Source organism: Azospirillum sp. SYSU D00513 (assembly GCF_017356015.1).
Classification (GTDB): Bacteria; Pseudomonadota; Alphaproteobacteria; order Azospirillales; family Azospirillaceae; genus Azospirillum.
The window spans coordinates 64,056-88,824 of sequence record NZ_JAFIQV010000015.1; the positions used below are offsets into that span (position 1 = coordinate 64,056).

Sequence of the window (24,769 nt, forward strand, 5' to 3'; positions counted from 1 at the left end):
CACAGGAGGATGCGTCCATGACCCCGAAAATCCCGCTCCGCCTTGCCGCCGCCTCGGCGCTGACCGTCCTTCTCGCCGCTCCCGCGCTGGCGCAGCAAACCCCAGCCCACCAGTCACCGGCCATGCAGCATGGCCAAGGCGGCATGGAACACAGCCAGGGATCCATCCAGCACAAGATGCCCGAAACCCCGGCGTCGCAGGCTTACATGGAGTCCATGGACAAGATGAACCGGGACATGATGGCCAGCCCCATGACCGGCGACGCCGACCACGACTTCGCGTCCATGATGCGTGCCCACCACCAGTCCGCCGTGGACATGGCGAAGGTCCAGCTCCGCTACGGCAAGGACCCGGAGATGCGCAAGCTCGCCGAGAAGATCATCGAGGATCAGAACCGCGAGATCCAGCAGTTCGACCGCTGGCTGGAACGCCACCCGCCGCAGCAGGCGGCACGGTAAGCCGGCGGGGGCCGCGGCAGGACCCTTCAGGCGTAACCGCCGACGCCGATACGGGCAAGGTGGCTTTTCACCGCCGACGCACGGCCCTGTTTAACAAGCGCTTCCGCCGTCAGGCCGCCGAAGGACGGCAAAGGCTGGGAACGGTACCAGGCGAACGCGCGTGGACCCGTCCCAGCCCAGGCCTCGACTTGGCCGACGATCTCCACCAAGTCGCGCAGGCGGGCCTGAGCCGCCGACGGTGATTGGTCGCCCTTCGGGAAGACGGCGTCTTCGGATAACCCCAGCGCCTCGGCAAGCTGGGGCTTCGTAGCCCGCAGACGGTGGGCAACCCGGTCCGGCTCGACGAGCCCGTCGTCGGCCCCGATCAGGGCGGCGAAGAACTCCTGCACTGATGCCACCATGGCTTGCCTCCGCATGGGCCTTGCTGCATGGTTTTAACATGCAATCGGATGTGATGGCGCGCCCATTCGCGTGCGCAGCCCTTCGTATCCTGAATCCCTTGTTCCATGCAGGAGGGGAACCTGGACCCAACCGAGCCCGTTGACGATACTACGCAAGATGCGTACTGTTGGGGACCCTGGGAAATAGGAATCAGCGTCGATCCAGACTCTCTGTTCGAGGATGAGGAGCCTCCGAGTTTCACGGTGTTCCTGAAACTCTCCAAGAACGGTGTGCAACTCGGAACACTCGATCTGGTGACACAGGTCGTCGTCGGCGATGAACTCATCCTTCGCGAATGCCACATCCACGGTCTGGCGAAGGGTGCGATCGGAATCGAGGGACTGAACGCCATCGCGCAAGCCCTGATGGAGGATTTCGGTGTCCAATCGGCTGTCGTTGAAGGAGGCACTCGCACGACGGGGCTCCGCCGGGGTAAGACCCCGAAACCCCGGCGCCATGTCCGCCGTCCTTACTCTTCGGATGCACCCTGACATGGGGATGCCCCGTCCGGTGGATGTCGTCCGCCTGCTTGCTGGCCAAGGACTTGGGACGCGGCGGGCGCACGACGCCCTGAACCGGCTGGCAAAGGGCGAAACGGTTACTGTCGAACTGCCGGATGTCGATGACGCGGATAAGCTGATCACCGACCTCGGCAGCCTCGGCGTCCGGGGACTGCGCCGCATTGATCCGCCACCGGTGGACATCACTGCTTTGCGCGAGCGCATGGAATTGACGCAGCATGAGTTCGCGCTCCGCTTCGGCATCGAACTCGGCTCGCTGCGGAACTGGGAGCAGTCCCGCAGCCCTCAGGATCCTCAGACCCGGCTGCTCCTGCACATCATCGCCCGCCATCCGGATATCGTGGACGAGGTGGTCAAGGACGTCGCCGTGGTCAGCAGGTAGCCCGGTCCATCACTCCCGCCCGCCTCACTCTCCCCCGGTCCGGAAACGGTAGCCCACCCCCGGCTCGGTGACGATCAGGCTCGGCTGGTTGGGGTCGGGTTCGAGTTTCTGGCGGAGTTGCTTGACATAGACGCGCAGGTAGGCCGTGTCGTGGACGTGCGCCGGCCCCCAGACGCTGCGCAGCAGGTCGGCGTGGGTCAGCACATGGTCGGGGCGCCCCGCCAGGGCAGCCAGCAGCTCGTATTCGCGGCGCGACAGGTGGACCTCCGCCCCGTCGCGCGTGACCACGCGGCGGGCGAGGTCGATGGTCACCGGGCCTGCTGCGACGATGGCGGGCGGCTCCCCTTCCTCCGGGCGCTGGCGCAGGGCGGCGCGCACGCGGGCCATCAGCTCGGCCGTGCCGAAGGGCTTCACCACATAGTCCGCCGCACCCCGGTCCAACGCCTCGACCTTGTCGTACTCCTGCGCCCGGACGGACAGCACGATGATCGGCACGGGGCGGGCCTGCCGGATGGCGCTGACCACCTCCTGCCCGTCCATGTCCGGCAGGCCGAGATCGAGGATGACGAGATCCGGCCGCTCGGCGCCCGCGGCGGCGATGCCGCTCCGCCCGTCCTCCGCCTCCACCACCGCGTAGCCGTTGGCGCCGAGGCTGATGCGCAGGAAGCGGCGGATCTGCGGCTCGTCGTCCACGATCAGGATCTTCGGCATGAACGGCGCCGGGGGTGGGGCTGCGGGCATGGCTGCGGACATAAGGGCCTGCGTCTTTCTAGTCTCCGGCGGGCATGCCGGTTTCCGGCAGCTCCGGCTCGGCGGTGGCGGGCAGCGTCATGACGATGGCGGTGCCGGTCCCGCCGCGGCCCGGCCGCGCCGCGATGGTGCCGCCGTGCGCCTCCAGGATACCACGGCAGATCGCCAGGCCCAGCCCGGTGCCGGCCGCGCGGGCGTCGCGCGCCTCGACGCGGTAGAACATGTCGAACACCCGCTCGCGGTCCGCCTCGGGAATGCCCGGCCCCTGGTCGGCGACCTCGATCTCCACCAGTCCGCCCCGCCGCTCCGCCCGGACCGACACGAGCGTTCCGTCCGGCGCGTATTTGCACGCGTTGTCGATCAGGTTGAAGAAGACCTGCTCCAGCAGCACCGGATCGGCGCGCAGAAGGGGCAGGTCGGGGGCGAGATCCAGCCGGGTGCCGCGGCCGCCCAGGATCCGGCCGGCGCGCTTCAGCGCGGCCCCCGCCACGTCGCCGAGATCCACCCAGTCGGCCCGCGGCTTGAGCGCGCCGGAGCCGATGCGCGTCATGTCCAGCAGGTTCTGGACGAAGCGGTTCAGCCGCTCGGCTTCCTCCTGGATGGTCTGGGTCAGCTCCGCCCGTTCGCCCTCCCCCAGCGTCCCGCCATAGTCGTGCAGGCTGGAGGCGGCGCCGAGGATCGAGACCAGCGGCGTGCGCAGGTCGTGCGACAGGGAGGACAGCAGCGCGGCGCGCAGCCGCTCCGTCTCGGCGGCGACGCGCGCCGTCTCGACGTCGGAGACGAGCGCCGTGCGCTCGATGGCGACCGCCGCCTGGTCGGCCAGCGTCTCCAGAAGCCGGCTCTGCTCCGGCGACAGAAGCTCGGTGCCGGCGCCGAGCTGCACGCCGAGGACGCCGACCTCCCCCCGCCCCGTCCGGAGCGGCAGGAACAGCCAGTCGGAGGACGGCAGGGTGGTCGATCCGCGCCCGGCCGGCTTGCCGTTGTCCCAGGCCCAGCGCGCGGCGGCCATGGCCTTCTCGTCCAGCCGGTCCTCCGGCGGAAAGCCGGCCCGGATCTCCAGCCCGCCGCCCTCGCGCGGCGACGCGGAGGGCGCCCCCTGCCCGTCCTCCGGCGGCATCAGCACCAGCGACGCGCCGTTCATGGTGGAGGCGACGTGGTGCACCACCGCCCACAGCACATTGTCCAGCCCCGCCGCCGCCGCGATGCGCCGGTTGAAGTCGTAGAGGTTCGCGGTCCGCTTGGCGCCGATCCGCGTCGCCTCCACCTGCGCGCGCAGCCGGGCGGCGAGGTTGGAGGTGATCATCGCCGCCGCCAGGAAGAAGAACACGGTGACGATGTTCTGCGCGTCGGAGATGGCGAAGGTCAGGCGCGGTTCGGTGAAGAAGAAGTTGAATCCGAAGAAGGCGACGACGGAAGCGTGGATCGACGGCCCCCGGCCGAAACGGATCGCGACCAGCAGAACCGCGAGCAGATAGGCGACCGAGATGTTGGCGACCGGCAGCCACCGGTCGATGAGGAAGGCGAAAGCCGTCGCCGCCGCGACGGCGGCCGTGGCGGCGGCGTAGCCGCGCCAGCCCGACCGCGCCACCGCTCCCTGCCCCGCCCCCTGCCCCGGCCGGGGGCCGTCCGGCGCGGCAGAGCGCCGGGGCTCCTCCCCCGCGACCACCAGCAGGTCGAACTCCTCCGTCCGTGCCAGCAGCTCGGCCGTGACGGAGCGGCCGGCACGCCGCAGCCAGCGCCCGGCGCGGGCGCGCCCGACGACGATCTGCGTGGCGTTGCGCGCCTTGGCGAAGCTCAGTATCTCGTCGGCCACCCGGTCGCCCTGGAGCACGGCGCTGTCCGCCCCGAGCTGTTCGGCGAGGCGCAGGGCGGCGGTGATGCCGTCCTTGTCCGCCTCCGGCAGCCCGGCCTGGCGGTGCGTCTCGACATGCAGTGCCACCCAGGGGGCGTCGCGCCGCTCCGCCATGCGCTTGGCCGTACGCACCAGCCGCAGGGCCTGCGCGCCCTCGCCGATGCAGACGACGATGCGCTCGCGCGTCGGCCAGGGGCCGGGGATGGCGTTGGCGCGCATGTAGCGCAGCATCTGCGCGTCCACCCGCTCCGCCGCTTGGCGCAGGGCCAGCTCGCGCAGCGCGGTCAGGTTGCCGGGCGAGAAGAAACGGCCGATGGCGCGCCGGGCCTGCTCCGGCACATAGACCCGGCCCTCCTCCAGCCGCCGGATCAGTTCCTGCGGCGGCAGGTCGATCAGCTCGATCTCGTCCGCCCGCTGCAGGACGCCGTCGGGCAGCGTCTCCCGCACGCGCACCCCGGTGATGCGCTCGACCACGTCGTTCAGGCTTTCCAGATGCTGCACGTTCAGCGTGGAGTGGACGTCGATGCCCGCGTCCAGGATCTCCTCCACATCCTCCCAGCGCTTCAGGTGGCGGCTGCCGGGGATGTTGGCGTGCGCCAGCTCGTCCACCAGCACCAGGGCGGGCCGGCGCGCCAGGATGGCGTCCAGGTCCATCTCCCCAAAGGGACGCCCCCGATATTCGACCGTCCGGCGCGGCAGGATTTCCAGCCCCTCCATCTTTAAGCTGGCCAGCAGCGCTTCGGTCTCGGCCCGGCCGTGCGTCTCCACGATGCCGACGACGAGGTCCGCCCCTTCGCGCAGCCGCGCGCGGGCGTCCTCCAGCATGGCGTAGGTCTTGCCGACGCCGGGTGCGGCGCCGAGGAAGATCTTCAGCCGGCCGCGCCGCTCGCGGATGACCTCCTCGAGCAGCGCGTCGGGCGACGGGCGGTGGTTCTGGTCGGTGTCGGCCATGTCGCCCTTGCGTCTACTTCACCGGAAACCGCTCGTCGAGGGCGAGGTTGAGCCGCAGCACGTTCACCCGCGGCTCGCCCAGGATGCCCCATTGCCGGCCTTCCGTCAGGTCCGCGATGACGCCGCGTACGACCTCCTCCGGCACGCCGCGCGCCCGCGCGACGCGGGCCGCCTGGAAGAGTGCCGCGCCGGGCGAGACGTGCGGGTCGAGGCCGCTGGCCGAGGCGGTGGCGAGATCGGCCGGCACCGGCCCGGCGGCATCCGGGTTTTCAGCCCGCAACGCCTCCACGCGGGCGGCCACGGCATCGGCCAAGGCCTGGGAGGTCGGGCCGAGGTTCGAGGCGGCGGACGCCGAGGCGTCGTACCCGCCGGCCCCGGCCAGGGACGGCCGGGGGTGGATGTATTCCGGCCGGCTGAAGCCCTGGCCGATGAGGACGGAGCCGACGGTGCGGCCGTCCCGCTCGACGAGGCTGCCGTTGGCCTGGGCCGGGAAGACCGCCTGGGCGATGCCGGTGACGGCCAGCGGATAGATCAGGCCCGTCAGCACGGTCATCACGGCCAGAAGCAGGACGGCGGGGCGTAGCTGGTTCAGCATGGGATTCCTCCGATCAGGAAGGGGCCGGGTCAGGCGAGGCCGAGGGCGGTGACGGCAAGGTCGATCAGCTTGATGCCGGCGAAGGGCACCAGCAGCCCGCCGAGCCCGTAGACCAGCAGGTTCCGGCGCAGCAGCACGGCGGCGGGCGCCGGACGGTAGGCGACGCCGCGCAGGGCCAGCGGGATCAGCGCGACGATGACCAGCGCGTTGAAGACGATCGCCGAAAGGATGGCGCTCTGCGGGCTCGCCAGCCCCATGAGGTTCAGCGCCTGGAGCTGCGGCATGCCGGCGATGAAGAGGGCCGGGATGATGGCGAAATATTTCGCCACGTCGTTGGCGATGGAGAAGGTGGTCAGCGCCCCGCGGCTCATCAGCAGCTGCTTGCCGATCATGACGACCTCGATGAGCTTGGTGGGATCGCTCTCCAGATCGACCATGTTGCCGGCCTCGCGCGCGGCCTGGGTGCCGGTGTTCATCGCCACGCCGACGTCGGCCTGCGCCAGCGCCGGCGCGTCGTTGGAGCCGTCGCCGCACATGGCGACCAGCCGCCCGTCCGCCTGGTAGCCGCGGATCAGCTCAAGCTTGCGTTCCGGCGTCGCCTCCGCCAGCACGTCGTCCACCCCGGCCTCGGCGGCGATGGCGGCGGCGGTAAGGGGGTTGTCGCCGGTGACCATCACGGTGCGGATGCCCATGCGGCGCAGGGTCTGGAACCGCTCGCGGATGCCCGGCTTGACGACGTCCTTCAGCTGCACGAGGCCAAGCACGCGCGCGTCCCGCGCCACCAGCAGCGGCGTGCCGCCGGCCTTCGCCACGCGCTCTACCGCCAGGGTCAGCTCGCGGGAGATGCCCCGCCGGCCGGCGCGGGCGGCGATGGCATCGAAGGCGCCCTTGCGGATTTCCGTCGGCGCCTCCGCCACCGCCGCCGATCCGCCCGCCGCGCGCGGCCCCGGCAGGTCCACGCCGCTCATGCGCGTCTGGGCGGTGAAGGGGATGAAGCTCAGGCCCGACCGCCCGATGGCCTCCGGGTCGAAGCCGAACCGCTCCCGCGCCAGCGCGACGATGGATTTGCCCTCCGGCGTCTCGTCGGCCAGCGAGGCGAGGAAGGCGGCCTCGGCCAGCTCGCGTTCCGGCACCCCGGCGTCGGGGATGAACTCCGCCGCCTGCCGGTTGCCGAGCGTGATGGTGCCGGTCTTGTCCAGCAGCAGCACGTCCACGTCGCCCGCCGCCTCCACCGCCCGGCCGGACTTGGCGATGACGTTGAAGCGCACAAGCCGGTCCATGCCGGCGATGCCGATGGCCGACAGCAGCCCGCCGATGGTCGTCGGGATCAGGGTCACCAGCAGGGCCACCAGGAAGATGGCCGGGATGCCGGTGCCCGACCAGCTCGCGAAGGCCGGCAGGGTTGCGACGACCAGAAGGAAGATGATGGTCATGCCGACCAGCAGAATGGTCAGGGCGATCTCGTTCGGCGTCTTCTGGCGCTTGGCGCCCTCGACCAGCGCGATCATGCGGTCGAGGAAGCTTTCGCCGGGGTTCGTGGCGATGCGCAGGACGATGCGGTCCGACACCACCCGCGTGCCGCCGGTGACGGCCGAGCGGTCGCCGCCGGACTCGCGGATGACCGGGGCGGATTCGCCGGTGATGGCGGATTCGTCCACCGTCGCGATGCCCGACACCACGTCGCCGTCGCCGGGGATGACCTCCCCCGCCTCGACCAGCACGAGGTCGCCGGCGCGCAAGGCGGTGGCCGGCACCTCGGTCCAGCGTTCGGCGTCCGGGGAGGCGAGCTTCCGGGCCGGCGTCTCGGTACGGGTCCGGCGCAGGCTCGCCGCCTGGGCCTTGCCGCGCCCTTCCGCGAGCGCCTCGGCGAAGGTGGCGAACAGCACGGTGAACCAGAGCCAGGCGGCGATCTGCCCCACCACGGCCAAGGGGACAGTCCCGCCCAGGGCGAGGTCGCGGAGGAACAGGACCGTGGAGAGCAGCGCCGCCACCGCGGTGACGAAGATCACCGGATTGCGGGCGAGCGCGCGGGGGTCCAGCTTGCGCAGGGCATCCACGGACGCCGCGCGCAGGATGGCGCCGTCGAACAGGGCGGCACCCTTCGCCGGCTTGTTCATGACAGGGGTGTTCATGCCAGGGGTGTTCATGAGAGTCCCTCGACCGGTCAGGGTCAGAAGCGGACGCCGGCGCCGAGCAGCAGATGCTCCGCGATCGGGCCCAGGGCGAGCGTGGGGAAGAAGGTCAGGCCGCCGACGACCAGGATGATCCCGGCCAGAAGCCCGACGAACAGGCCACCATGGGTCGGGAAGGTCCCGGCCGAGGCCGGCACGGCCTTCTTTGCGGCGAGCGACCCGGCGATGGCGAGCACCGGCAGGATGACCAGGAAGCGGCCGGCCAGCATGCCGATCCCCAGCATGACGTTCTGATAGGCCGTGTTGGCCGAGAAGCCCGCGAAGGCGGAACCGTTGTTGGCGGCGGCCGATGTGTAGGCGTAGAGGATCTCCGACAGGCCGTGCGGCCCGCCATCCTGCACGGAGGCCGTGCCGGCCGGCAGGACGGTGGCGAGCGCGCCGAGCCCGAGGATGCCGAAGGCCAGCGCCAGGATGGCGAGGACGGCCAGCGTCACCTCCCGCGCCTCGATCTTCTTGCCGAGATATTCCGGCGTCCGCCCGACCATCAGCCCGGCGATGAAGACCGCCAGCACGACATAGAGCAGGATGCCGTAGAGGCCGGCCCCGACGCCGCCGACGATGATCTCGCCCAGCATCATGTTGACCAGCGGCACCATGCCGGCGAGCGGCATGAGGCTGTCGTGCATCGCGTTCACCGCACCGCAGGAGGCCGCCGTGGTGATCACCGCGAACAGTGTGGAAGCGGCGATGCCGAAGCGGACCTCCTTGCCCTCCAGGTTCACCGGCTGCCCGAGGCCGAGCGCCGCCAGCGCCGGGTTGCCCTGCGATTCCGCCCACAGGGCCACCGCCAAGCCCGCCAGGAACAGGAGGGCCATGGCGGCCAGCAGCGCCCAGCCCTGCCGGACGTCGCCGGCCATGCGGCCGAACATGTTGGTCAGTGCGGCGCCGATGGCGAAGATCGCCACCATGTGGATCAGGTTGGCGAGCGGCGTCGGCCCCTCGAAGGGGTGTGCCGCGTTCTGGCCGAAGAAGCCGCCGCCGTTGGTGCCCAGATGCTTGATCATCATCTGCGAGGCCACGGGGCCGAGCGCGATGGTCTGGGAGGCACCCTCCACCGTCGTTGCGGCAGTCTGGGCGTTCAGCGTCTGCGGCACGCCCTGCCACACCAGCAGCAACGCGCCCGCGACGCAGAGCGGCAGCAGCAGGTAGAGGGTGGCGCGCGTGACGTCGACGTAGAAGTTGCCGAGCGTGCGCGTCGAACGCCGCGTGAATCCGCGGACCAGCGCCACGGCCACCGCGATGCCCGCCGCCGCCGACATGAAGTTCTGGAGCGAGAGCCCGGCCATCTGGGCCAGCGGCCCGAGCGTGCTCTCGCCCGCATAGGCCTGCCAGTTCGTGTTGGTGACGAAGCTGACCGCCGTGTTGAAGGCGAGGTCCGGCGCCATCGCCGGCATGCCCGCCGGATTCAGCGGCAGCCACTGCTGGGTGCGCAACAGCGCATACAGCATCACCACACCCACGAGGCTGAATGCCAGCACCGACAGCGCGTAGGCGGTCCAATGCTGTTCCTGGTCCGGACGGACGCCGCAGAGCCGGTAGACGGCGCGCTCCACCGGGCCGAGCAGCGGGCTCAAGCCCACCCGCTCGCCCGTGAAGACGCGCGCCATGTAGCCGCCCAGCAGCGGCGTGATCGCGACGATGACCGCGACGTAAAGGAGGATCTGGAGAAGGCCTTGATGGTCCATGGATGCCTCCTAGAACCGCTCGGGCCGGATCAGGGCGTAGGTCAGGTAGCCCAGCAAGGCCAGGGCGACCAGCCCGCCGAGGACGAGATCGAAGCTCATGGCGCGCCGCCCGTCACAGCCGGTCGAAGGCGCGCACCAGCAGCGCGCCCAGGCCGAAGAAGGCGGCGACGCCGCCGAGGAAAAGAAGGTCGGGCATGGGATGCTCCCGCAGTGTGTGCGGTGCATCATGTGTTCGGAAGCCCGTAAAGGGTCGATGCGGATTTCCGCCCCGCCGCATAAAGGCGGCGTAAAGAAGGAACGCCGACTTCAGGCGCCGGCGGGGGCCGCCGGCAGGCAGCCCAGGCCCGCCAGCGTGGCCCGGACGGCCTCGTCCAGCGGCGTGCGGGGTTCCTCGCCGAGCAGGGCGAGAAGCCGCGCGTTGCTCATGCGGACCGGGGTGCGCCACAGGTAGCGCATCTCGCGGAGTTCCCGGAACAGCGGCACGGCCGGCGAGGCGAGCGCCAGCAGCCACCAGGGGAAGGCCCGGACCGCCAAGTCGGGATCTCCGGCGGCGCGGCGGATGGCCTCGATCATGCGGGTGCCGTCGGGGTCCCAATGGCCGTCCATGTGGAAGCGCGCGAAGGGGGCGAGCGCGTCCTCCCGCTCCAGCAGGCGGACCATCGTCTCCGCCACGTCCGGCAGATAGGCCCACTGGTGCCCGACGCCCGCAGCCCCCGGACGGGTGACGGAGCGCAAGCGCCGGCCCGGCTTGACCAGCCCTTGCGAGAACCAGCTGTTCGCCGCTCCCGGCCCGAAGAAATCGCCGGCGCGGACGATGAGGGTTCTGACGCCCGCCCCGGCGGCCTCCCGCAGCCGGCGCTCCATCTCGACCCGGATGGCGCCCTTGCGGGTGAGCGGGTTCTGCGGCGCCTCCTCGTCCGGGGCGGGAAAGGCGTCGGGACCGTAATTGTAGACCGTGCCGGGCAGCAGGATGCGCGCCCCGGATGCCTTCGCCGCCGCGATGCTGCTCTCCAGCATCGGCAGCACCAGCGTGCCCCAGTTCCGGTATCCCGGCGGGTTCACCGCATGGACGATGAGGGAGGCCCCGGCGGCGGCAGCGACGACGTCGCCGGCCCGCATGGCGTCGCCCTTGATCCAGGTGAAACCCGCCCCGGCATCCTGTTCGGCCGCATCATGCCCCGCCGAGGCCTTCGCCGGATCGCGGTGCAGGGCGCGCACCGCCCAGCCACCGGACGCCAGCCGCCGTGCGACCGCACCGCCGATCCCGCCGGTGGCGCCGAGGACGAGCGCCGTTCGTTGCGTTGTCATGACGCATTCTCCCTTCCTTGTTCAGGGGAAGAATGCGCCCGACCGTCCGATCAACGGAATTGGCGAAAGCCGTGCGGTGTCCATACGGAAACGTATGGCCGCTCGCGCCGGCTGGTCAGAAGGACCGGTCGGCCCGGTTGCGGCTGCCGTCCACGCTCCAGGCGCCCGGCCCGGTGAAGACGAGCAGCAGGAAGACGAAGCAGTAGAGGATCGCCGCGTCGCCGCCGTTCAGCACCGGGTAGAAGCTGCGCGGCGCGTGGAACATCCAATAGGCCACGGCCATCTCGCCGGCGAGCAGGAAGGCAACGGGCCGGGTGAAGGCGCCGACCAGGATCAGCAGCCCGCCGACCAGCTCCATGATGGCCCCGATCCCGAGCAGGGACAGGATAGGAGGCTGGCCGTTGGCGGGCGGGGCCGGGAAGCCGAACAGCTTCTGGGTTCCGTGCTCCATGAAGATCAGCGCGGCAACGATCCGGAGTGCTGCCAGGGCATAGGGCGTGTAGCGGTCGAGAGTCGTGGTGGGCGGCATTGGTCTTATCATTTCCTGTGAGGTGAGTCCCGACGATTGGCCGGCCGGGTCCGTCGCCCTCGCCCGCCATGCGGACCATGCCGGATCGAAGGCCATGCGGGCAATCCTCACCGGGACGGTTCACCGCAATGTGTCTTCATCCGCGCCGACCGGGCTTGGGGGGAGGCGTCCGCAGGGCGCCGCGAAGCTCCGGCTCTTGCGTCACGCTGCATCACGATATATCGTAATCATATCTCAATGAGGAGCCCTGGACATGCGAGGCTTTCCGCACCACCACGGCTGCAAGCCGCGCCTGCATCAGCCCGGACCCGGCGAGGGGCGCGGCGGACGACGGCGCGTCTTCGAGGCGACCGAACTCCGGCTGGTGCTGCTCCGGCTGATCGCCGACCAGCCGCGCCACGGCTACGACCTGATCCGCGCCGTGGAAGAGCTGACGGGCGGCGGCTACGTGCCGAGCCCCGGCGTCATCTACCCGACGCTGACGATGCTGGAAGAGATGGGCCACATCGAGAAGCTGGGCGCCGACGGCCCGCGCAAGGCCTACGCCGCCACCGAGGACGGGCGCGCCCATCTCGCGGCCGAGGCGGAGATGGTGGAGGCGCTGTTCGCCCGCCTCGCCAAGCTCGCCTCCCGGCGCGAGCGCACCGACGGCGCGCCGATCCGCCGCGCGATGGACAACCTCCGCGCGGTGCTGATGCACCGCCTCGACCGCGAGGGCGTGGACGCCGACACGCAGCACGCCGCCGCCGCGATCCTCGACGAGGCGGCGCAGCGGATCGAGCGGCTGCCCTGAACCCACCGGAAAGGACACTGGAATGGCCTTGAACAGCACCGCACGCGTGCCGACGACCAACGGCAGCCGCTATCTGCAGCAGCTCTGCAAACATTGGAGCCACAACCTCGCCGTCGATTTCACGGAGGAGGCGGGCACCGTGACCTTCCCGCGCGACGCGCGCGGCGCCGACTGGCCCGGCGACGCCAGGCTGAGCATGAGGGCGCATGAAGACGCGCTCGAATGCCGGCTGGAGACGAGCGCCGAGGGGCAGCTCGCGGGGCTCAAGGACGCCGTGGTGCGCCATCTCGACCGCTTCGCCTTCCGCGAGGCGCCGTTGGCCTTCGACTGGCGCGACGAGTAGCCCGTCCACGGCTGAACGCAATTGATGAGCGCGGCACGGCCCCTATACTGGAACGCATGACCGACCGCGAGCCGAGCTGGGACCTGTACCGCACCTTCCTCGCCGTGCTGGAGGAGGGATCGCTGTCCGGCGCCGCGCGGGCGCTGGGGGTGGCGCAGCCGACCATCGGGCGGCACATCGACGCGCTGGAGCAGTCGGTCGGCTTCCCGCTCTTCACCCGCTCCCAGCACGGCCTCGCCCCGACCGAGGCGGCCCTGGAACTGCGGCCCTATGCCGAGGCTTTGTCCTCCACCGCCGCCGCGCTGTTGCGGGCGGCGGGCGGCCATGGCGCCGGCCAGGGTGCCGCCGTGAAGGGGACCGTGCGGGTGACCGCAAGCGAGGTGATCGGCGTCGAGGTCCTGCCGCCGATCCTCGCGGCCTTGCGCGAACGCCATCCGGCGCTGTCCATCGAACTCGCCCTGTCCAACGCGGTGGAGGATCTGCTGCGGCGGGACGCCGACATCGCGGTGCGCATGGTGGAGCCGGTGCAGGACGCCCTGCTGGTGCGGCGGCTCGGCACCGTCACGCTCGGGCTGCACGCCCACCGCCGCTATCTCGACCGGCAGGGCCGGCCGGAGCGGATCGAGGACTTGGCCGGGCACAGCCTGATCGGCTTCGACCGGGAGACTCCGGCCATCCGCGCCCTGCGCGCGAAGGTGCCGCCGTCGCTGTTCGAGCGGAGCCGCTTCGCGCTGCGGGCCGACAGCGACCTCGCCCAGCTCGCCGCCATCCGCGCGGGCTTCGGCATCGGGGTCTGCCAGGTCCGCCTCGCGGAGCGCGACCCGGACCTCGTACGGCTGCTGCCCGAAGTCGCCCTGCCGCTCGGGACATGGCTCGCCATGCACGAGAATTTGAAGACCGCGCCGCGCTGCCGCGCCGTCTTCGACGCATTGGCAACCGGGCTGGAAGGCCATGTGGAGCGGTGACACGCGGCCTGCACCGGGTCCCCTGTGATGCCTGACAGGCTGCCCGGCGGGGCGGGCGGCTGTATCCTGCCGGCCGGTGGTTGACGTTCCGCCTCAGCTCATCGGAGCGCCGCCGCTCGAGGGCCGCCCTCACACCCCCATTGTGCGGGCGGCCCTCATCCATGCCAGGAGCCGCCCGGTGCCGGAGGGTCGAGCCAGGGCCGTCCGCACCGGGCCTTGTCCGCCATCGCCCCTCGCGCTCTCGACCGATCGTCCGGAGGGGTGGCCATGGGGGTCTTACGCGGAAACGCCAGGGCTCGCCGCGGCGGGCTTTCGTGCTAAAGCTTGGCCCGACCATGCCCATCCTGCCCCAGGGGCCGCAATCTTGAGCTTACCCGGCTTTTCCAAGCCCGGCCGCCCTTCGGCCCCGTCGCTTCGGTCGAGGCTCCTGTTTCTTGTCGTGTCGCTGCTGGTCCCGTTCCTGCTGGGGACGGCCTACATGCTCTATTCGGCCTATCAGCGCGACCGCGGCGTGGTAGAGATGCATCTCGCCGAGACCGCGCGGGCACTGTCGCTGGTCGTGGACCGGCAGTTCGGACAGGCCGAGACGGCGCTTTGGGCGCTGGCGGCGAGCCCCCATCTGGATGCCAAGGATTTCGCCGCCCTCGACGAGCAGGCCCGCCGCACCCTGCGCCTGCCGGACAGCTGGTTCGTGCTGGAAGGGCCCGGCAGACAGCTCGTGAACACCCTGCTTCCCGCCGGAGCGCCCCTGCCCGATGTACCGAACCAGAGCCATTGGAAACAGTCGAGCACGGATCGGGTGGACATCACCAACCTGTTCAAGGGGATCGTCGCGGGTCCCGCCTTCGCCAGCTCCCTGCTCGTCTCCAAGGGCGGAACGACCTATCAGCTGAGCATCATCACCCGGCCCGCGGCCTTCAACCGCCTGATCGCGGAGCAGGGCCTGCCGGCCCGCTGGATCGGCACCATCCTCGACCGGAACGGGACGATCGTGGCGCGCAACCGCGACGGCGAACGGCTCGTCGGCTGGCAGGGCACGCCGGAGGTGATCCGGCGGATCCGCGAGGGCAAGCAGAACGGCGTGTTCGAGGACACATCCCTGGAAGGGGTGGCCTCGGTGGTGGCGCTCAGCCCTTCCCCCTCCTCCGGCTGGAATTTTCTTGTCGCGGTTCCACGCGACGAGATCACCCACACCGCCCGGCTGTCGGCGCTCCAGCTGCTTGTCATCGGCGGGGCGCTGCTGGCGGCCGGCGCGCTGCTGGCCGCCGCCGTCGCCCGCTCCATCGCGCGGCCGGTGGAGTCGCTAGCGCTCAACGCGGCGGCGCTCGGCGAGGGGCGCCCTCCCAGCAGGGCGGCGGGCGGATTCCAGGAAACCCGGGTGGTGTGCGCGGCGATCACCCGGGCCGCAGCCGCGCTCGCCGAGCGGGAGGCCGAACGGGACCGGGCCGAGGGCGCGCTGCGGCGCCTCAACGAGACGCTGGAAGAGCGCGTCGCCGCCCGGACGGAGGAGCTGGCCGCCGCCAACGCCCGCCTGCTCGGCGAGATCGAGGAGCGGCGCCGGGCCGAGGCCCGCCTGTCGCGCGCGCAGCGGCTGGAGGCCGTCGGCCAGCTCACCGGCGGGCTGGCGCACGACTTCAACAACCTGCTTATGGGGGTGACGGGCAGCCTGGAGATGCTCGACCGGCGGCTCGGCGACCGGCGCGACGAGCGCGTGTCGAAGCTGATCGAGAACGCCACGAAGGCGGCGGAACGCGGGGCGAAGCTGACGGCCCAGCTCCTCGCCTTCTCCCGGCGCCAGTTCCTCGATCCGCGGCCGGTGGACGTCAACGGCTCGGTCGAGGGCATCGTCGCCCTGCTGCGCCACACCTTGTCGGCGCTGATCCGGATCGAAACCAGGCCGGGTGCTGCCCTGTGGCCGGCCATGGCCGACGCCACGCAGCTCGAGCTGGTCGTGCTCAACCTGGCGCTCAACGCGCGCGACGCCATGCCCGAGGGCGGCACCCTGACCATCGAGACGGCCAACGTGACGATGGGCGAGCCAGACGGGCCGGAAGCGCCGCCAGCCGGCGAGCATGTGGTGATCGCGGTGTCCGATACCGGAACGGGCATGGCGCCGGAAACGCTGGACCGCGTCTTCGAGCCCTTCTTCACGACGAAGGAGATCGGCAAGGGATCGGGGCTGGGGCTGCCGCAGGTGCTGGGCATCGTCAAGCAGCTCGGCGGCGGCGTGCGTATCGAAAGCCGGGTGGCGGAAGGCACGCGCGTGCTGGTCTACCTGCCCCGCGCTGCCTCCGACGCCATCGCAGGCGCGGCGCCCGAGGCAGCCCCCGTTCCGCCCGACGCGCTGCGCGGCCGGTCGGTGCTGGTCGTGGACGACGACGCGGACGTGCTCGGCGCCGTGTCCGGCATGCTCCAGGACGCGCAGTGCCGGGTGACGGCGTTGGCGAGCAGCCAGGCGGGCGTGGAGGCGGTGGAGCGGGAGCCCCGGCGCTTCGACCTCGTCCTGATCGACCACGCCATGCCCGGCCTGACGGGGACCGAGGCCGCGCGGCGCATCCGCGCCCTGGCCCCCGCCCTGCCCATCGTGCTGATGACCGGCTACGTGGACCGCCGGGACGAGGCCGGAAACGGTCCCTTCGACGCAAGGCTGGACAAGCCCTTCCGTGCGAGTGAACTCTCCCGGACCCTGGCGCGGCTCCTTCCCCGCGAGGACGCCCCGGCGCCGGGCGAGCGCGCCCTGCCGGCGTGAGGCGGTTCAGCTCTGATGAGGATGGAGAGCGCGATGAGCGGAAACGGTTTCTCGGTGCGCGTCGCGACCGCCGATGAGGTGGGCGCCATCGTCGAATGGGCGGCGTCCGAAGGCTGGAACCCCGGCCTGTCCGACGCCGCCCTCTTCCGCGCCCAGGACCCGGAGGGCTTCTTCGTCGGCGTCGAAGACGGGGTGCCCGTCTCGGCGGTGTCGGTCGTGAATTACGGCGACGCCCTGTCCTTCCTCGGCCTCTACATCGTGCGGGAGGGCTGGCGCGGGAAGGGATTCGGCATGGCGACCTGGCGCGCCGGGCTGGCCCATGCCGGGACGCGGCCCGTCGGGCTGGACGGGGTGGTGGCCCAGCAGGACAACTACCGCCGCTCCGGCTTCGCCCTCGCCCACCGGAACGTCCGCTACGCGGGGACGGTAGCCGCCCCAACCGCTTCGGAGGCACCGGGCATCGTGGCGTTCGGCGAGGTGGCGTTCGAAAGCGTGCTCGCCTATGACGCGGCCTGCTTCCCGGCGGACCGCGCAACCTTCCTGCACGGCTGGGTCTCGGCCCCCAGCCACCACGCCCGCGCCCTGCTCCGCGACGGCCGCCTGGCCGGCTTCGGCGTGATCCGCCTCTGCCGCGAGGGCCACAAGGTCGGCCCGCTCTTCGCCGACGACCGGGCGGGCGCGGAGGCGCTGTTCGACGCGCTGCTTGCCGCCGCGGGCGGCGGGCTGGTCTTCCTGGACGTACCGGAGCCGAACGGCGGCGCCGTCAGCCTTGCGGAGAGCCGTGGCCTCGCCCCCGCTTTTGAGACCGCCCGCATGTACACAGGCCCGGTGCGGCCGGTGGCGGCCGACCGAGTGTTCGGGATCACGACGTTCGAGTTGGGGTGAAATCGAAACAATGACCTAGCTCTAACGGAAATTTCGAGAAACAAGGTATTCTAAATTATTGCTTTTTTTTCATAAGGAGACACCATGAAGTTCCCCGGCATACCGTAAGTACTTTAAGATACTTTGTTTTATAGCGCAGTTAAAAGTATTTTTCACAGGAAATATCAATGCAACGCAGAACGTTTCTTAAAGGCATCGCATCGCTACCAGCAACGCGTAGCCTGCCATTTGCGCAGCTTCTAGAAGCCACAAGCCTTACACATATAGAGGACATGCTCGACGAACCGGATCCAAATGGCTGCTACGTAGCCTGCGGCTTCGAAGAGGATGGCCGTATTTACCTAGCCGAAATCATCGATCATAGCCAGAAAAGCTATGTTAATTTATCGGAAAACAACGTAGGCGAAATAGTATCTTTCTTGAAAGACGTAGGATTATCTCGCGTTCAATTTATTGATTGGTACGATCATGCAAACCCATCCAGCCATATTGCCGTACATGAAATTGAACTATCCTATGAAAACGGCTATATCATCAACATTGACTTAGAAGGATGCATTCGCAAGCATATAAATTTGTTATCACTACCATCAAATCCTCTTACTGCGTTCCGCAGAGACGATATGACTATATCCAAGCACTTTGTGGCCCAGATTGAAGAGAATTCTACTTCTTCACCTCACGAATTGGAGCACTCCAGCCATCAGAAAGATGAAGGGCAACATCTTCTACGTAATGAAATGCATACCGATGATACAGAAATAGAGCTATTATCGTTGAACAGTACATCTCCAGAACAGAAGTAAAAAAACACGTATCAAGCAGTAGGATAATTACCAAAATATACTTAATATCTGGCATTCTTATAATCTTTATCAGCAAGAGCGCGTCACCCTCCCTTCGGCGCGAACCGCGCCAACTCCCCCGCATAGGCCTTCGGCAGCGGAGGCGCGTAGCCGCCGACCTTGCTGGTGCGCAGGCCGAGTGTGACCAGCGATTCCACCAGCTTCACGGCGGCGGCCACGCCGTCGATCACCGGCAGGCCGAATTCGCGGCTGAAGCGCTGGGTCAGGTCGGTCATGCCGGCGCAGCCCAGCACCACCACCTCCGCCCCGTCATGGGCGACGGCGTCCGCAATCTCGGAGCGGACGCGGTCGGCGGCGCTCGATCCCGCGTCCTCCAGCGCCAGCACCGGCACCTCGGCGGCGCGCACGCGGCAGCGGTCGGCAACGCCGTAACGCCGGGCCAGATGCTCGATGGCGGGGACCGAGCGCGACAGGGTCGTCACGACGGAGATGCGGGCGCCGAGCAGCGAGGCCGTGTGCAGGGCGGCCTCGCAGATGCCGATCACCGGGCCGGTGGCGACCGTGCGGGCGGCGTCCAGGCCGGTGTCGTCGAAGCAGGCGATCACCGTGCCGTCGATGCCCTCCCGCTCGTGGCGGATGACCTCCTCCAGCAGGCCGGGCAGGCACAGGGCCTCATCGTAATAGCCCTCGATGGAGGCCGGGCCCATGGCCGGGTTGGCGGCCAGGATCTCCGTGCCGGCCCCGGCGACCGAGCGCGCGGCGGCGCTGATCTTCGCGGTCATGGAGGCGGTGGTGTTGGGGTTCAGGACCAGGATCCGCATGGACTCACACCCCCGAGGCGACGCGGCGCGCGCGGCGGCGCTGCACGGCGATGAAGCCGGCCAGGCACAGCCCGATCACCAGGAATGAGAAGATGGTGGTGAGCGTGCCCAGCGCGTAGAGCACGGGCGTCGTGACGTTGGTGGTCATGCCGTAGATCTCGAGCGGCAGCGTGTTGAAGGATCCCGCCGTCATCAGCGTGCGGGCGAACTCGTCGTAGGACAGGGTGAAGCCGAACAGCGCCACGCCGATGATGCTCGGCAGAATGATCGGCAGCACCACGTGCCAGACCGTCTGCCAGGGGGTGGCGCCCAGGTCGCGCGCCGCCTCCTCGTAGGCCGGGTTGAAGCGGTTGAAGATGGCGAAGACGATCAGAAGCCCGAAGGGCAAGGTCCAGGTCAGATGCGCGCCCAGCGCCGAACTCCACCAGTTCGGCTCCAGCCCGAGGATCTGGAACAGCAGCCCGATGCCGAGGCTGACCAGCACCGACGGCACGATCAGGCTCGCCACCGTCAGGTAGAACAGCGCGCCCGAGCCGCGGAAGCGCCGCCGGAAGGCGAAGCCCGCCGTCAGCGCGATCAGCACCGTCAGCGCCATGACGATCAGGCCGAGCAGCAGCGACCGTTGAAAGGAGCCGCCGAAGTCGCCGACCGCCTGCTGCTGGAACAGGTTGTGGAACCAGTGCGTGGACCAGCCGCGCATCGGGAAGGTCAGCCCGCCTTCCGGACCCTGGAAGGACAGGATGGTGATGGTCACGGTCGGGCCGTAGAGGAACAGCACGAACAGCCCGAAGAAGGCCGCCAGCAGATAGAAGGACAGGCCGCGCCGGCCGGTGTCGCGCATGGCTCAAAGCTCCTTCCGGATGTCGATCAGGCGCAGCATGGTCGCCACCATCAGCAGCACGACCAGCAGCAGCACGACCGCGTTGGCCGCCGCCGCCGGGTATTGCAGCAGGGCGATGTCGTTGGCGATCATCGTGCCGATGGAAGCGCTCTGCCCGCCGCTCATCAGCCGCACGGTGATGAAGTCGCCCATCACCAGCGTGACCACGAAGATCGAGCCGATGGCGATGCCCGGCTTGGACAGGGGCAGCACGACGTTCCACAGGATCTGCCACCCCGTGGCGCCGGCGTCGCGCGCCGCCTCGATCAGGGAGCGGTCGATGCGCGCCATGGAATTGAAGATCGGCACGACCATGAACAGCGTGTAGAGATGGACGTAGGCCAGCACCACCGCGAAGTCGGAGAAGAGCAGGAACTCCAGGGGCTGGTCGATGACGCCGGCCCCGATCAGCGCGGAGTTCAGGATGCCGTTGCGCCCCAGGAAGGGCACCCAGCTGATCATGCGGATGATGTTGGAGGTCCAGAAGGGAATGGTGCAGACCAGGAACAGCACCATCTGCCAGGTCACGCTGCGCACGTGGAAGGCCAGGAACCAGGCCACCGTGAAGCCGATGGCGAAGGTGAAGACCCAGGCCAACGCCGCGAACTTCAGCGTGTTCAGGTAGATCTGCCAGGTGACGGCCGAGGTCAGCAGCCACTCGTAGTTGGTCAGCACGAAGTCCGGGATGATCCGGATGCTGTCGTAATCCCAGAAGCTGACGACCGCGATGGTGGCGATCGGCACCACCAGAAACACGAGCAGCACCAGCGCCAGCGGCAGCGCCTGGAGGTAGGGCAGCCAGCCGCGCAAGGACCATGCCCGCCGGTCGCGTGAGGCGGCCCGCGCCGGGCGCGCGCCGGTGCCGGAAGCGGTTGGGGGTGCGGACACCGTCATGGCGGAGTCTCCTGGTGTTGAATTCTGCAAAGCGGGCGCCCACCCCACCGACGGATCACTCCGGCGTTCATCCACGTCGCTTCGCGACAAGTTGATGGGAGACACAACCACTTCACCGTCATCCCCGCGAAAGCGGGGATCCAGAAGTCCGCAAAACGGACCTTATGGAACGGTCCTGGACCCCCGCTTTCGCGGGGGTGACGGCTGAGTGGCTGTGTTTCCTTCAACTGCCGCTTTGCGACATGCACAATGGCCGAACCGGCGGAGGGCGGGCGCGCCGGCCTTCGTCGTCAGGCGGCGATGAACTCGTTCCACTTGCGGATCATGTAGCGGTCCTCGTCCATGACCGCGTTCCAGCAGGCGACCTTGCCCATGCGGTCCTGGAAGGAGCCGCCGTCGCGCACGGCGCCGGCCTTTTCCATCACCTTGCCCTCGGGGCTCAGGATGTCCTTGGCGGCGGGCTTGCCCTCCATCCAGAAGCCCCATTCCTCGGCCGACATGTGCTCCTTGGCGGTGTCGAGCACGGCGCTGTAATAGCCCTGGCGGTTCAGGTAGGCGCCGACCCAGCCGGACAGGTACCAGTTGATGTATTCGTAGGCCGCTTCCAGTTCCAGCCCGCTCAGGTGCTTGGCGATGCCGAGGCCGCCGCCCCAGGCGCGGTAGCCCTCCTTGAGCGGCTGGTAGACGCACTGGATGCCCTTGGCGCGCACGGCGGCGACGGCCGGCGACCACATGGACTGGATCACCACCTCGCCCGAGGACATCAGGTTGACGCTCTCGTCGAAGGTCTTCCAGAAGGCGCGGAACTGGCCGGCCTTCTTCTGCTCGATCAGGAAGGCGATGGTCTTGTCGATCTCCGCCTTCGTCATGTTGCCCTTGTCGCCGTACGTCACGAGGCCCAGCGCCTCGCAGACCATGGCGGCGTCCATGATGCCGATGGACGGGATGTTCAGGATCGACGCCTTGCCCTTGAAGGCCGGATCGACGAGGTCCTTCCAGCTGGTGATCGGGCGGCCGACCAGGTCGGGGCGGATGCCCAGCGTGTCGGCGTTGTAGATGGTCGGGATCAGCGTCATCCACTGGGTCGGCGCCTTGGCGAACTTCGTGGAGTCCTTGCCTTCCACGAAGGTCACGGTGTGGGGTGCGGTGCCCTGGGCGATGACGGAATCCGGCGTCAGCTTGCCGGTGGTGAAGATCGGGATGATCTTGTCGTAATACTTGATCTTGCCCACGTCCATGGGCTGGAGCACGCCGGCCGGGAAGATCTTCTTGCCGATCCAGTACTCGATGTCCGCGATGTCGTAGGACTTCGGCTGCGTCACGGCGCGCTGGGCGACGGCGTCGGAGTCCAGCGCCGTCATCTGGAGCGTGAAGCCCAGGTCTTCCTTCACCTTGTCGGCGACGGCGTTCAGGTTCGACACGCCGGTGCCGAACTGGCGCAGCGTGACGTTCTTGATGTTCTGCGCCCAGATGGTCGGGAAGCCGGTGATGGCCCCGCTGCCGGCGGCGACGCCGGCCACGGCGGCCGTTCCCTTCAGAAGGCCGCGGCGGCTGATTCCGCCCATGTGGCGGCCGGTGTCGCGGGTGCGCTCGCTCATTGTGCCTCTCCTGTTCTTCTGGATTTCTGGAAAGCGTTCGGTGTTCCGGGCCAAGCGGCTGGACTCATGCGGTCAGCGGATGGACGTCCTGGCGGCGCCAGCCGGCCAGCACGCGGTCGCCGACCGCGATGGGGGCGCTGTAGAAGCGGGATTCGTCCACCCGCACGACGAAGCTCTCGGTGCCCGGCACGTCGAGGCTGAGATGCACGGTCTCGCCCTGGTATTCGAGCGACTGGACCGTCGCCTCGATGGTCTGGTCGGCCAGCGCCGCCACGTTCCCGTCGGCGATGCCGCTCTCCGCCTTCCAGACCGCCACGCGGTCGGTGCGCACGGCGAAGCCGCCCGCCCCGTCCGCCGGCAGCAGCGACGGGGGCAGCAGGTTGTGCCCGCCGATGAAGCGGGCGACGAAGGCGGTGCGGGGCCGGTTGAAGACCTCCCGCGGCGAACCGGCCTGCTCGATCCGGCCGTTGTTCATCACCACGACGATGTCGGCCAGCGCCATCGCCTCGTCCTGCCCGTGGGTGACATGGATGAAGGTGATGCCGAGGTCGGTCTGGAGCTTCTTCAGCTCCGCCCGCATCTTCACCCGCAGGAAGGGATCGAGCGCCGACAGGGGCTCGTCCAGCAGCAGCACGCCGGGCTCGGTGATCAGCGCGCGCGCCAGCGCCACGCGCTGCTGCTGCCCGCCGGACAGCTGCGCCGGCAACCGGTCGGCGTAGGGCGTCATCTGCACGCGCGCCAGCATGGCGCGGGCTCGCTCCCGCCGCTCCGCCTTGGGAAGGCCGCGCATCTTCAGGCTGAAGGCGACGTTGTCCACACAGTCGAGATGCGGGAACAGCGCGTAGCTCTGGAACATCATGGCCGTGCCGCGCTCGGCCGGCGGCACGTCGTTGACCTGGGAGGTGCCGATCAGCAGGTCGCCGTCGGAAATGCTCTCATGCCCGGCGATCATCCGCAGCGTCGATGTCTTGCCGCAGCCGCTGGGGCCAAGCAGGCAGCAATAGGCGCCGGCGGGGATCTTCAGGTCGATCCGGTCCACGGCGACGGTGCGGCCGTAGCTCTTGGTCATTGCGATCAGTTCGACGGAGGCCCCGGTGCCCATCGCCCTCTCCCCGGTGGTGCTGCGCGGTATGCGATTGTTCACAATGCACAGGGGATGCCAGTTCGGATCAGCCGGGATTCCGGGCCTTTTCACGGGGGCTGCGGATGGTGGGTGGCGCGAATTCGCGCAAGTGCAGCCTGTTTTTTAGGCGTCAGCGCCGTTTGCATGAAATTTGAGCGGAAATGCAGCAGGAACCGCCTCGCGACCCGTTGTCCTTGCGGGAGCGATGTGGACTGCTCATGACCCGCAGTTCTACAGTGTATTGAAATATATCGGTTTTCCGTCATTCCTGCGAAAGCGGGGATCCAGAAGTCCCCACCGCGTGCGGCCTGGGCGAACCCCGGATCCCCGCTTTCGCGGAGATAACGGCTAAGCCGTTGTCCTTCCGATCAACGCGCACACGCGAGCCGTAGCGCTTCGGGAAGAGCGGACGGCTGGCAACACCAATCCCATGGCGCGCATTGAACGCTGGCGCCTCCCCACCCGGATTGTCTACAATCCCTTTCACCACTCCCTCTGGAATCCCCATGAAGCCCTCCCCCGCCCGTCCGCGTGGCGCGCCCGCTCCCGAGGAGCGCATCCATCGGAGCATCGCCGACGCCATCGCCGACCGGCGCCTGCCGCCGGGGACGCGGCTGGTGGAGGAGCAGCTTGCCGAGCTGTTCGGCGTCAGCCGGGCTCGCATCCGCAAGGTCCTGCTGATGCTGGCGCAATCGCGGCTGGTGACGCTCGAACGGAACCGGGGGGCCATGGTCGCGGTGCCCTCGGCCCGCGAGGCGCGCGAGGTCTTCCACGCCCGCCGGCTGATCGAGGAGGAGATCGTGCGGCTGCTGACGGCCGAGGGGGGCGGCTTGGCTCCCGATGCAGCGCAGCGGCTGCGCCGCCATCTCGACCGCGAGGCGGCGGCACTCGCCTCGGGCGACCGCGCGGCGACGGTCCGGCTGACCGGCGAGTTCCACCAGCTCCTCGCCACCGTCTCCGGCCACGCGGTGTTTGGCGAGATCCTGGATTCCCTGATCCGGCAAAGCTCGCTCGCCATCGCCGTCTTCGAGACGCCCGCGGCACCGAGCTGCACCGCCGACGAGCACCGCATGATCGTCGAAGCGCTGGAACGCGGCGACGGCGACGGCGCCCGCCGGCTGCTCCTCGACCATCTCCACGAGATCGAGCAGCGGCTGGAACTCAAGACCCTCGGCGACGGCGCCGTCGATCTGCGCCGCGTCTTCGCGGGCGACGCGGCGGCCGAGGCGCTGGCCGAGGAGGCCTGAG

The 24,769-nt window shown here is 69.2% G+C and carries 24 protein-coding genes; 10 read left to right on the plus strand and 14 right to left on the minus strand.

The genetic code is table 11. The annotated features are described in order from the left end of the window. The first annotated feature begins 17 nt into the window (after positions 1 to 17). On the plus strand, positions 18 to 458 hold the full coding sequence (locus JUB11_RS13245; protein ID WP_207459023.1) for a DUF305 domain-containing protein: 441 nt from the start codon (positions 18 to 20) through the stop codon (positions 456 to 458). Between the two features lie 26 nt (positions 459 to 484). Here JUB11_RS13245 and JUB11_RS13250 read toward each other — a convergent pair whose 3' ends face one another. Beyond that, entirely contained in the window at positions 485 to 859 is a 375-nt protein-coding gene (locus JUB11_RS13250) for an XRE family transcriptional regulator (protein WP_207459024.1), read from the minus strand. 243 nt (positions 860 to 1,102) lie between these two features. Between JUB11_RS13250 and JUB11_RS13255 the strand changes: the two genes are divergently transcribed. Together JUB11_RS13255 and JUB11_RS13260 are read left to right on the plus strand one after the other, a co-directional pair. Further along, entirely contained in the window at positions 1,103 to 1,390 is a 288-nt protein-coding gene (locus tag JUB11_RS13255) for a hypothetical protein (protein WP_207459025.1), read from the plus strand. Between the two features lies 1 nt (position 1,391). Next, positions 1,392 to 1,802 carry a hypothetical protein gene (locus tag JUB11_RS13260; RefSeq protein ID WP_207459026.1) on the plus strand — a complete coding sequence of 137 codons (411 nt, stop codon included), beginning with the start codon at positions 1,392 to 1,394 and terminating at the stop codon, positions 1,800 to 1,802. A gap of 24 nt (positions 1,803 to 1,826) precedes the next feature. Here JUB11_RS13260 and JUB11_RS13265 read toward each other — a convergent pair whose 3' ends face one another. The 8 genes from JUB11_RS13265 to JUB11_RS13300 all read right to left on the minus strand — a co-directional run bounded on the left by JUB11_RS13265 (position 1,827) and on the right by JUB11_RS13300 (position 11,664). Next, on the minus strand, positions 1,827 to 2,513 hold the full coding sequence (locus tag JUB11_RS13265) for a response regulator (RefSeq protein ID WP_207459027.1): 687 nt from the start codon (positions 2,511 to 2,513) through the stop codon (positions 1,827 to 1,829). Positions 2,514 to 2,571: 58 nt separating this feature from the next. Further along, positions 2,572 to 5,355, minus strand: coding sequence for a sensor histidine kinase KdpD (locus JUB11_RS13270; RefSeq protein WP_207459028.1), 2,784 nt, complete (start codon positions 5,353 to 5,355; stop codon positions 2,572 to 2,574). 13 nt (positions 5,356 to 5,368) lie between these two features. Then, on the minus strand, positions 5,369 to 5,950 hold the full coding sequence (gene kdpC, locus JUB11_RS13275; protein ID WP_207459029.1) for a potassium-transporting ATPase subunit KdpC: 582 nt from the start codon (positions 5,948 to 5,950) through the stop codon (positions 5,369 to 5,371). A 29-nt stretch (positions 5,951 to 5,979) separates the two neighbouring features. Further along, positions 5,980 to 8,082: a potassium-transporting ATPase subunit KdpB gene (gene kdpB, locus JUB11_RS13280; protein ID WP_247887024.1), complete on the minus strand. Its 2,103-nt coding sequence runs from the start codon at positions 8,080 to 8,082 to the stop codon at positions 5,980 to 5,982. Between the two features lie 38 nt (positions 8,083 to 8,120). Further along, the gene (kdpA, locus tag JUB11_RS13285) at positions 8,121 to 9,827 is read right to left on the minus strand and encodes a potassium-transporting ATPase subunit KdpA (RefSeq protein ID WP_207459030.1); all 1,707 of its coding nucleotides are present in this window, start codon (positions 9,825 to 9,827) and stop codon (positions 8,121 to 8,123) included. Between the two features lie 9 nt (positions 9,828 to 9,836). After that, positions 9,837 to 9,926 carry a K(+)-transporting ATPase subunit F gene (kdpF, locus tag JUB11_RS13290; RefSeq protein ID WP_207459031.1) on the minus strand — a complete coding sequence of 30 codons (90 nt, stop codon included), beginning with the start codon at positions 9,924 to 9,926 and terminating at the stop codon, positions 9,837 to 9,839. A 207-nt stretch (positions 9,927 to 10,133) separates the two neighbouring features. Beyond that, entirely contained in the window at positions 10,134 to 11,135 is a 1,002-nt protein-coding gene (locus JUB11_RS13295; RefSeq protein WP_207459032.1) for an SDR family NAD(P)-dependent oxidoreductase, read from the minus strand. Positions 11,136 to 11,250: 115 nt separating this feature from the next. Beyond that, positions 11,251 to 11,664 carry a DoxX family protein gene (locus JUB11_RS13300; protein WP_207459033.1) on the minus strand — a complete coding sequence of 138 codons (414 nt, stop codon included), beginning with the start codon at positions 11,662 to 11,664 and terminating at the stop codon, positions 11,251 to 11,253. A gap of 253 nt (positions 11,665 to 11,917) precedes the next feature. On the opposite strand from JUB11_RS13300, the gene JUB11_RS13305 reads away from it, so the two are divergent. The 6 genes from JUB11_RS13305 to JUB11_RS13330 all read left to right on the plus strand — a co-directional run bounded on the left by JUB11_RS13305 (position 11,918) and on the right by JUB11_RS13330 (position 18,205). Next, positions 11,918 to 12,457 carry a PadR family transcriptional regulator gene (locus tag JUB11_RS13305; protein WP_207459034.1) on the plus strand — a complete coding sequence of 180 codons (540 nt, stop codon included), beginning with the start codon at positions 11,918 to 11,920 and terminating at the stop codon, positions 12,455 to 12,457. Between the two features lie 22 nt (positions 12,458 to 12,479). After that, positions 12,480 to 12,800 carry a DUF2218 domain-containing protein gene (locus JUB11_RS13310; protein WP_207459035.1) on the plus strand — a complete coding sequence of 107 codons (321 nt, stop codon included), beginning with the start codon at positions 12,480 to 12,482 and terminating at the stop codon, positions 12,798 to 12,800. Between the two features lie 56 nt (positions 12,801 to 12,856). Beyond that, positions 12,857 to 13,765: a LysR family transcriptional regulator gene (locus JUB11_RS13315; RefSeq protein ID WP_207459036.1), complete on the plus strand. Its 909-nt coding sequence runs from the start codon at positions 12,857 to 12,859 to the stop codon at positions 13,763 to 13,765. Positions 13,766 to 14,204: 439 nt separating this feature from the next. Next, complete coding sequence (locus JUB11_RS13320; protein WP_207459037.1) at positions 14,205 to 16,514, plus strand: ATP-binding protein; 2,310 nt, start codon at positions 14,205 to 14,207, stop codon at positions 16,512 to 16,514. A gap of 33 nt (positions 16,515 to 16,547) precedes the next feature. Then, positions 16,548 to 17,399, plus strand: a complete 852-nt coding sequence (locus JUB11_RS13325; RefSeq protein ID WP_207459038.1) for a GNAT family N-acetyltransferase — start codon at positions 16,548 to 16,550, stop codon at positions 17,397 to 17,399. A gap of 167 nt (positions 17,400 to 17,566) precedes the next feature. Continuing rightward, entirely contained in the window at positions 17,567 to 18,205 is a 639-nt protein-coding gene (locus JUB11_RS13330) for a hypothetical protein (RefSeq protein WP_207459039.1), read from the plus strand. Positions 18,206 to 18,288: 83 nt separating this feature from the next. Here the strand turns inward: JUB11_RS13330 and JUB11_RS13335 are convergent, their stop codons facing one another. The 5 genes from JUB11_RS13335 to JUB11_RS13355 all read right to left on the minus strand — a co-directional run bounded on the left by JUB11_RS13335 (position 18,289) and on the right by JUB11_RS13355 (position 23,500). Then, complete coding sequence (locus JUB11_RS13335) at positions 18,289 to 19,026, minus strand: aspartate/glutamate racemase family protein (RefSeq protein ID WP_207459040.1); 738 nt, start codon at positions 19,024 to 19,026, stop codon at positions 18,289 to 18,291. 4 nt (positions 19,027 to 19,030) lie between these two features. Then, entirely contained in the window at positions 19,031 to 19,867 is an 837-nt protein-coding gene (locus JUB11_RS13340; RefSeq protein ID WP_207459041.1) for an ABC transporter permease, read from the minus strand. A 3-nt stretch (positions 19,868 to 19,870) separates the two neighbouring features. After that, positions 19,871 to 20,800: an ABC transporter permease gene (locus JUB11_RS13345; RefSeq protein WP_207459042.1), complete on the minus strand. Its 930-nt coding sequence runs from the start codon at positions 20,798 to 20,800 to the stop codon at positions 19,871 to 19,873. A gap of 290 nt (positions 20,801 to 21,090) precedes the next feature. Further along, positions 21,091 to 22,398 carry a PotD/PotF family extracellular solute-binding protein gene (locus tag JUB11_RS13350; RefSeq protein ID WP_207459043.1) on the minus strand — a complete coding sequence of 436 codons (1,308 nt, stop codon included), beginning with the start codon at positions 22,396 to 22,398 and terminating at the stop codon, positions 21,091 to 21,093. A gap of 64 nt (positions 22,399 to 22,462) precedes the next feature. Then, positions 22,463 to 23,500 (minus strand): ABC transporter ATP-binding protein, encoded by a 1,038-nt coding sequence (locus tag JUB11_RS13355; RefSeq protein WP_207459044.1) that lies wholly within the window; start codon positions 23,498 to 23,500, stop codon positions 22,463 to 22,465. Positions 23,501 to 24,027: 527 nt separating this feature from the next. On the opposite strand from JUB11_RS13355, the gene JUB11_RS13360 reads away from it, so the two are divergent. Beyond that, on the plus strand, positions 24,028 to 24,768 hold the full coding sequence (locus tag JUB11_RS13360) for a GntR family transcriptional regulator (RefSeq protein ID WP_207459045.1): 741 nt from the start codon (positions 24,028 to 24,030) through the stop codon (positions 24,766 to 24,768). Position 24,769 lies beyond the last annotated feature (1 nt).